The sequence below is a fragment of the Streptomyces katrae genome (assembly GCF_000966975.1).
Classification (GTDB): domain Bacteria; phylum Actinomycetota; class Actinomycetes; order Streptomycetales; family Streptomycetaceae; genus Streptomyces; species Streptomyces katrae.
Map to the genome: position 1 here is coordinate 1 of NZ_JZWV01000050.1, position 7,580 is coordinate 7,580.

The 7,580-nt window shown below is 74.1% G+C and carries 3 protein-coding genes, 3 tRNA genes and 2 pseudogenes; 4 read left to right on the plus strand and 4 right to left on the minus strand.

Features of this window, described 5'->3' with window-relative positions; genetic code table 11:
• The 3 genes from VR44_RS02830 (at position 1) to VR44_RS02840 (ending at position 409) form a co-directional block, all read left to right on the plus strand.
• A tRNA-Asn gene (locus tag VR44_RS02830) sits at positions 1 to 72 on the plus strand.
• Between the two features lie 5 nt (positions 73 to 77).
• Positions 78 to 150: transfer RNA gene (locus VR44_RS02835), tRNA-Asn, on the plus strand.
• Between the two features lie 185 nt (positions 151 to 335).
• Positions 336 to 409 (plus strand) — tRNA-Ile (locus tag VR44_RS02840).
• 106 nt (positions 410 to 515) lie between these two features.
• On the opposite strand, the gene VR44_RS02845 is transcribed toward VR44_RS02840, so the two are convergent.
• A complete protein-coding gene (locus VR44_RS02845; protein ID WP_052713446.1) occupies positions 516 to 1,694 on the minus strand; it encodes a carboxylate-amine ligase in 1,179 nt (392 codons plus the stop codon).
• A 213-nt stretch (positions 1,695 to 1,907) separates the two neighbouring features.
• Between VR44_RS02845 and VR44_RS02850 the strand changes: the two genes are divergently transcribed.
• The gene (locus tag VR44_RS02850) at positions 1,908 to 3,161 is read left to right on the plus strand and encodes an MFS transporter (protein ID WP_045945744.1); all 1,254 of its coding nucleotides are present in this window, start codon (positions 1,908 to 1,910) and stop codon (positions 3,159 to 3,161) included.
• A 44-nt stretch (positions 3,162 to 3,205) separates the two neighbouring features.
• Here the strand turns inward: VR44_RS02850 and VR44_RS49055 are convergent.
• From VR44_RS49055 to VR44_RS02860, 3 genes and pseudogenes are all read right to left on the minus strand, one after another.
• Positions 3,206 to 4,589: pseudogene (locus VR44_RS49055) on the minus strand (carboxyl transferase domain-containing protein).
• Between the two features lie 24 nt (positions 4,590 to 4,613).
• Positions 4,614 to 6,131 (minus strand): annotated as a pseudogene (locus VR44_RS42165) (sensor histidine kinase); the annotation flags it as partial.
• A 44-nt stretch (positions 6,132 to 6,175) separates the two neighbouring features.
• Positions 6,176 to 7,213 (minus strand): rod shape-determining protein, encoded by a 1,038-nt coding sequence (locus tag VR44_RS02860; protein ID WP_045945745.1) that lies wholly within the window; start codon positions 7,211 to 7,213, stop codon positions 6,176 to 6,178.
• Between the last annotated feature and the right edge of the window lie 367 nt (positions 7,214 to 7,580).

The following is a 7,580-nucleotide window of genomic DNA, read 5'->3' on the forward strand; positions in this document are numbered from 1 at the left end:
CCCCTGTAGCTCAATTGGCAGAGCAGCCGGCTGTTAACCGGCAGGTTACTGGTTCGAGTCCAGTCGGGGGAGCGCGGTCCCCTGTAGCTCAATTGGCAGAGCAGCCGGCTGTTAACCGGCAGGTTACTGGTTCGAGTCCAGTCGGGGGAGCAGGAGAGGGAAGAGGACCCGGTCGGGTCCTCTTTCTTTTTGCCCCGGACCGGGAACCGGGCAGCGCTCAGCGCGGTCTCTCTGAACATGCGAAGCCGATCATGCGGGGCATCCGAAGCAGGAGATCGTATGAGCGGCTATGCTGCGGCAGACGGCGCGCACACATGTACGCGCCACGCCGTGAAGGGGCGGTAGCTCAGCCGGTTAGAGCAGCGGACTCATAATCCGTCGGCCGTGGGTTCGAGTCCCACCCGCCCCACCGCAAGCCGCAGGTGCAGAAACGATCGCACCTGCGGCTCCGGCGTTTTACGGGGACGTTTCGAGCGGGCAGCGCTGCCGTGGCCGGGGCCGCCCGGCAGGGGCGGTCAGGATTTCTCCGTCTCCTCCACCAGGTGGCGCAGCACGTCCGTCAGGTCCTGGCGGCGGGCGAAGGCCGCCCGCTGGCGGGCCGCGCCCGAGCCGTCGCGCAGCAGCCCGCCCAGGGTGTTCGCCGCGTGGTCCAGGTCGCCGGCGGCGGCCAGGTCCGGGGCGACCAGGTCGAGCAGGGCCTCCGCCAGGTCGGCCGCGGGGAGTTCGGCGCCCGTGTACGGGTCCAGGCCGAAGCCCTCCAGGCCGTCGTGCGCCGCCCGCCAGCGCGCCAGGCGCAGCACGTCGTCCCGTACGGGCGGATCGGGCCGCTGCTCCGCGATCTGGCGCAGCGCCGAGGAGACCAGGGCGCGGCCCAGCTCCGCCTGGAGCACGGCCGTGTCGATGTCCGGGGACATGTCGGGCGCCCGGATCTCGAGCGTGGGCCAGTTCCCGGAGGGGCGGAGGTCCCAGTAGACCATCTTGGTGTCCAGCGCGGCCCCGGAGCCGAGCAGGGTCTGCACCGAGCGCCGGAAGTGGGCCGTGGACGGGAAGTGCGGGGGCGGCCCCGCCGAGGGCCAGCCCGACCAGGCCATCGCCCGCCAGCTGGAGTGGCCGGTGTCACGGCCGCCCCAGAAGGGGGAATTGGCCGCCAGCGCGATCAGCGTGGGCAGCCAGGGGCGGACCCGGTTGGACACCGCCACCGCCGTGTCCACGTCGAGGGTGCCGATGTGGATGTGGCGGCCGCAGCTGACCAGGGTGTCGGTCAGCGCACCGAACCGGCGGTGCTGCTCCCGCTGGCGCGGCTCGTCGTCGGTCAGGTGCAGCGGCCCTTCGACCGCCACGACGGGCGAGGGGGCGGCCAGCAGCCGGCAGCCGTGCTCCCGGGCCGCCGCCGCGAGGGTCCGCCGCAGGGCGGCCAGCTCCTCGCGCAGGGTGATCGCCGAGTCGGCGACCGGGGTGGAGATCTCCACCTGGTACCGGGTCCCCTCGGGGTGCAACTGCTGGGGGAGTCCGGCCGCGGTGGCCAGGACGCGCGGCGCGGCCGGGACCACCCGTAACGTGCGGTCGTCGACGAGCAGGAACTCCTCCTCGACCCCGACCGTGAGGGGGGTGGTGACACCGCTCGCGGTGTGCAGGCTGTGGCCCGCGGGGCCGGTGTCACTGGTGCTCGTGGTGCTGTTGCCAGGATCGATCACTACGCCTCCCTGGACATGCGAGTCTTTCATCATGGGCCGAACAGACGGTCAGGAGGCAACGCCGATCCGGTCAAATGTCGGGTGATAATGGCGAGTTAGCGGCAAGCCCGACCCCGCCCTGAAACGCCCGGTCCGGGTGGGTCGTACGTTGCGCGTGGGTGAACGCTCTCCGGACTCCAGGGACGCCCTAGACAGGGGTGGTTAGCATCCCGTGTGACTGGTACTGCCTCCCCGCCCCGACCGAAGCGACGCGTGTTCGCCGATCTGACCCCGCTGCGCACCTCCGCCCACTACCGGCGGCTCTGGGTGGGCGGCACCATCTCCTGGATGGGCCAGGCCATGACGGCCCTGGCCATCTCCCTCCAGGTCTACGAGATCACCGGCTCCAGCTTCTCCGTCGGCCTCGTCGGCCTCTTCTCGCTCGTCCCCCTCGTCGTCTTCGGCCTGTACGGCGGCGCCATCGCCGACACCGTGGACCGGCGCAAGCTCGGCCTTCACAGCCAGATCGGGCTGACCGTGCTGTCCTCCGGTCTGGCCGCCGCGGCACTGCTCGAGTACCACCGGGTCTGGCTGCTGTACACCGTCGTCGCCCTCCAGGCCGTCTGCGGGGCGCTGAACGGACCGGCCCGCTCGGCCATGATCCCCAAGCTGCTGCCGCCCGAGCAGCTGCCCGCCGCCAACGCGCTGGGCTCCGTCACCATGACCTCCGGGACCATGCTGGGCCCGGTGCTGGGCGGCCTGATCGTCGGCTGGTGGGGTTACCAGGCGGCCTATCTGATCGACGCCGTGACCTTCATCGCCGCCCTGTACGCCATGTGGCGGCTGCCCGCGATGCTGCCGGAGGGGCGCACGGGCCGGGCCTCGGTGATGGACGGGCTGCGTTTCCTCGGCACCAGGCCCAACCTGCGGATGAACTTCTTCTCCGACATGGCCGCGATGATCTTCGCCCAGCCGAAGGCGCTGTTCCCCGCCATCGCCGTCCTCTGGTACGGCGGCGACGCCAAGACCGTCGGCATGCTGGTCGCCGCCCCCGCCGTGGGCGCGCTGCTCGGTGGGGTGTTCTCCGGGTGGCAGGGGCGGATCCGGCGGCACGGGCTGGCGATCCTGCTGTCCGTCGCGGCATGGGGGCTGGCCATCGCCGTGTTCGGGATGACCCGCAACCTCTGGCTGGGGCTGTTCTTCCTCGCGCTGGCCGGATGCGCCGACACCATCTCGATGGTGTTCCGCTCCACGATGATGCAGACCGCGACCCCGGACGGGATGCGGGGCCGGCTCCAGGGCGTGTACATCGTGGTCGTCGCCGGCGGACCCCGGCTCGGGGACTTCCTGGCCGGCACGGTCGCCGACCTCACCTCCCCGGCCGTCGCCATCACGGGCGGCGGGCTGGCCTGCGTGGTCGTGCTGGCGCTGCTGGCCGCGCGGTGGCGCTCGTTCGCCCGGTACGACTCGCGGTCGCCGCAGGCTTAGGGGGGCCGGCCCCGCTCGCGACGCCGGCGAACTCCCTCGGCGGATCACCCGGCCGCACCGGGTGGACGTACGGCTTCCGGCGCGGCGGCGCCAGGGCCCACGATCCCCCGGGCCACGCCCAGGTCGACCAGGTCCTGGGGGCGGATGCGGAGCTGGTCCGCCGTGGCGGGGGCCTCCTCGGGCGGGCGCTTGAGGATGGCCGCCGCCAGCTCGGGGGCGATCACGGAGAAGTAGCTGTCCGGGGTCACCCAGGTGTTCCCGGGGGCCGCCAGGGCGAGCGCCCCTCCCGAGCCGCCCTCGCCGATCAGCAGGGTCGTCACCGGGACGGTGGCCGCCGCGACCGCCGCGAAGCAGTCCGCGATGGCCGGGCCGGCGCCCGCGTGCTCGGCGGCGGCGTCGTTGGCCGCGCCCGGGGTGTCGACCAGGGTGAGCACCGGCACGCCGAGCCGGTCCGCGAGGCGGATCACGCGGGCGGCCGTACGGTAGCCCGCCGGGCGGGTGGCGGTGCCGCACTGGGCGGCGTACGCCACCGCCCGGCCCTCCCGCAGCCCGAACCCGCACAGCATCCCGGGGTCGGCGGCCCCGGCCCGGTCCCCGCGCAGCGGCAGCCGCAGCCCGAAGTACGCGTCCAGGTAAGCCTCCGCGCGGGGCGGTCGGGGCGCCGGGCCAGCCGGACGGCGTCCCAGCCGGTCGGCGGGGCGTGACGCCGCCCAGGGCGGCCGGGGGTTCGACCGGAACGGCGTCGCGGGGCGCGGCCAGCACCCGCAGCCAGTCCCCGACCGTCGCCGGAAGCTCCGCCGGGGGGACGACGGCGTCGACGTGCCCGGCCTCGTACTGCCCCTCGGCGGTGTAGGCCGCCGGATCGGCACCGGCCGGCCGCACCCGGGACCCGGCGAAGCCGACCTGCGCCCCGGGCAGCGCCAGCACCACGTCGGCCCCCGCCCCGAGGGTGGCCCACCCGCCACCGGTGGTGGGGTCGCGCAGCACCGCGATCTGCGGGAGCCCGGCGGCCCGGGTCAGCACGCACTGCCGGGCCACGCGCTGGAGCTGCGCCAGCGCGAGCATCCCCTCCTGCATGCGGGAGCCGCCGGTGGCGATCAGGGAGACCAGCGGCAGCCGGCGCTCACGGGCGTACGCGTACGCGGCTTCCAGCCGGTCACCGGTACGCCGGCCGAGGCTGCCGCCGAGGAATCCGAACTCGAAGGAGACGACGACCGCTTCGAACCCGCCGACCCGGGCGGCCCCGGTGACCACGGACTCCCGCTCCCCGGTCCGCGCGGTCGCCCGGGCCCGCGAGGCGTCGTACCCCTCCCAGCCGAGCGGCCCGTCGTCGTCGGGATACTCCGCCCTGGGGGCGGGCAGCTCCACGAAGCTCCCGGGGTCGGTCAGGGCGGCGATGGCGGCACGGGCCGAGAGACGGGTCGTCACCCGGCCAGCGTAGGCGGTGGGGGCCGTGTAGCCGTCGTCCGAGACCGTCAGGCGGACGCGGGAGGGGGTGGCGTCGACCTCGACCTCGATCGCCGTGACCTCGCGGCGGCGGTGGGCGGCTGCCAGGGCGCTGCGGAGGGTGGCCAGGAGGGCATCCGTCACGCGGTCCGGGAGCAGGGCGTCCACCGCGCCCGCGAAGTGGACCGAGGGTTGGAAGCCCAGGAGGACGGCCGCCCCGCCGGTTTCGCGCAGGACCCGGCCGCGGAACGTCGTCGGGGCGTCCGTGGGGGGCTGCTGGAGGGCGAAGATGGCCGTGCGGACCTCCTGGATGGTGGAGTCCAGCTCGTCCACGGCCCGGCTCAGCTCGTCGCCGACGTCCGCCACGTCCCCCGACGGGGCGTTCGAGGAGCGCCGCCTGGTGCTCTCCAGCATCATCTCCGTCGCGAACAGCCGCTGGACCACCAGGTCGTGCAGGTCGCGGGCGATGCGGTCGCGGTCCTCGTACACGGCGAGCTGCTCGCGGTCGTGCTGCGCGTCGGCCAGGACCAGTGCCAGTGCCGCCTGGGAGGCGAACTGGGAGGCCAGGAGCCGGTCCACCGCGTCGTAGGGGCGTCCGCCCCGGGCCCTGGGCAGGGCGAGGGTGCCGATCAGCTGGCCGCCGCTCTGGAGCGGCAGCATCATGCTCGGTCCGAAGCGCTTGCGCACGTGCGTGGTCATCCGGGGGTCGGTCGCCGAGTCCTCTATGAAGACGGGTTCTCCGCCCAGCAGTTGCACCAGGACCGGTGAACCGGGGGCGATCGTCGTACCGATCAGGTCGCGGGGGTCGCCGTGCGTGGAGGCGGCCACGATCTCCATGCCGCCCTCCGGGGTCGGCTGCAGCACCACCCCGGCCGCCGCGTCCGCGAGCAGCCGGGCCCGTTCGGCCACGCACATCAGGGCGTCGGCCGCCGGCCGCCCCGCGAGCAGGGTGGTGGTGACGGCGGCCGCGCCCTCGATCCAGCGCTCCCGGCGGCGGGCCGTCTCGTACAGCCGGGCGTTGCCGATCGCTATCCCGGCCTGCGAGGCCAGGACCCGCATCAGTGCGAGGTCCTCGTCCGTGAAGGGGCCGCCGCCGCGCTTCTCGGTGAGGTAGAGGTTTCCGAAGACCTCGGTGTGGACCCTGATCGGCACGCCCAGGAAGCTGCGCATGGGCGGGTGCCCGGGCGGGAAGCCGGCCGAGCGGGGGTCCTGGGTGAGGTCGTCCAGCCGCAGTGGCCGGGGGTCGGTGATCAGCGCGCCGAGCACGCCGCTGCGGCCGTCGGGCAGCCGGGGGATCGCGGCCCGTTCGGCCTCGGTCATCCCGGCGGTGAACAGCCGGGTCAGCCGGCCGCGCTCGGGGTCGACGACCCCGAGCGCGCCGTAGCGGGCCCCGCACAGGTCGGTGGCGGAGTCCACGACGTGCTGGAGGGTGGCCTGGAGCTCCAGCTCCGAGCCGACGCTGAGGACGGCGTCGAGCAGCACCGGAAGGCTGGACGGCGCCCCGCCGGCCCCGAGGCCGCCCATCCCGCCAGGCTCCTCGCCCGCCCCGGTGCCGGCAGGCTCCCGTGTCATTCGGCCAGCGGGTTGAGGACCATCGGGGCGATCTTCCCTTCGAGCATCGCGCCGAGACCCAGTACGGCGCACACGTCGGGCCGTTCCGCGATGGCCACGGGCATTCCGGTGGAATCCCGCAGCATCTGGTCCAGCCCCGGCAGCAGGGCGCTGCCGCCCACCATCATGATCCCCCGGTCCGTCAGGTCCGCGACCAGGTCCGGCGGGCAGTCGCGCAGCACCCTGCCGATGCCGTCGAGGACGGCCGTCAGCGGGGTGTGGATGGCGTCGCGCACGGCGGCGGTGTCCACGTGCACGGAGCGGGCCAGTCCGGTGGCCACGTCGCGGCCGTGGATCAGGGTGGAGGCGGGGCCCTCCGGGGTGATGCCGTTGCCGTGGAGGGCCAGCTGGAGGGGGCGGACGGCCTGGGTCGGCAGCATCAGCTCGTGGGCGTGGCGCAGGTGCTGGACCACCGCGTGGTCGATGGCCTCGCCGCCGACGGGGATCCGCTGGGCGGTGACGATCGAGCCGAGGGAGAGCACCGCGACCTGGGTGGCCGCCGCCCCGCACACCATGATCATCGTCGCGGTCGGCTGCTCCACGGGCAGGCCGCAGCCGACGGCCGCCGCGATCAGGGTGTCGACCAGTTCGACGCGTCGTGCCCCCAGCCCGACCATCGTCTCGACGGCCGCGCGCTGTGCCAGCGGGTCGGCGTCGTGCGGGGTGCAGCAGGCGGCGCGCAGCCGGGGCTTGCGGCGCAGGGCGCGGCGGAGCTTCTCGCCGAGGAGGTGACGCAGCATCCGCTGGGCCATCTCGATGTCGACGACGGTGCCGCCGGAGACGGGGCGGACGACGCGGATGTAGTCGGGCGTGCGGCCCGTCATCCGTTCGGCGAAGGTGCCGACGGCGATGAGGGCGCCGGTGCGGGTGTTGACGGCGGCGACGCTGGGCTCGTCGACGACCAGTCCGGCGCCCTTCACGTAGACGCGGGTCCTCGCGGCCCCCAGGTCGACGGCGACGTGGCAGCGGCGCAACTGCTCAAGACTGACGGTCACGGCAGGTCCTCCCGAGAGCGCTTGGTGCAGAAGGGGACCGGCGGACGCCGGTCACAATTCATATCTTCTCGGGTCTATGGGGCATATCGCCCGCTGGAATGCTCCGGCTGGGGCGTGCCGTACGGGGCGGGAGTGCTGCACGGGGGTGGATTTCTGTACCGACAGGCAGCACCATGCGCGCACCATCCGCGCTACCCGTGCGTAACAAGGTAAAGGGGACCCGATGCTGACGCCCCGCCAGAAAGTCCTGGCGCTCCTGACCCTCTGCGCCACCCTTCTCGCACCCGTCCCGGCCCACGCCGCGGCTGCCGGGCGGGCCGCCGCACCGGCTGCCGGAGCCGTCGCCGGGCCGGGCGCCGGACCGGCT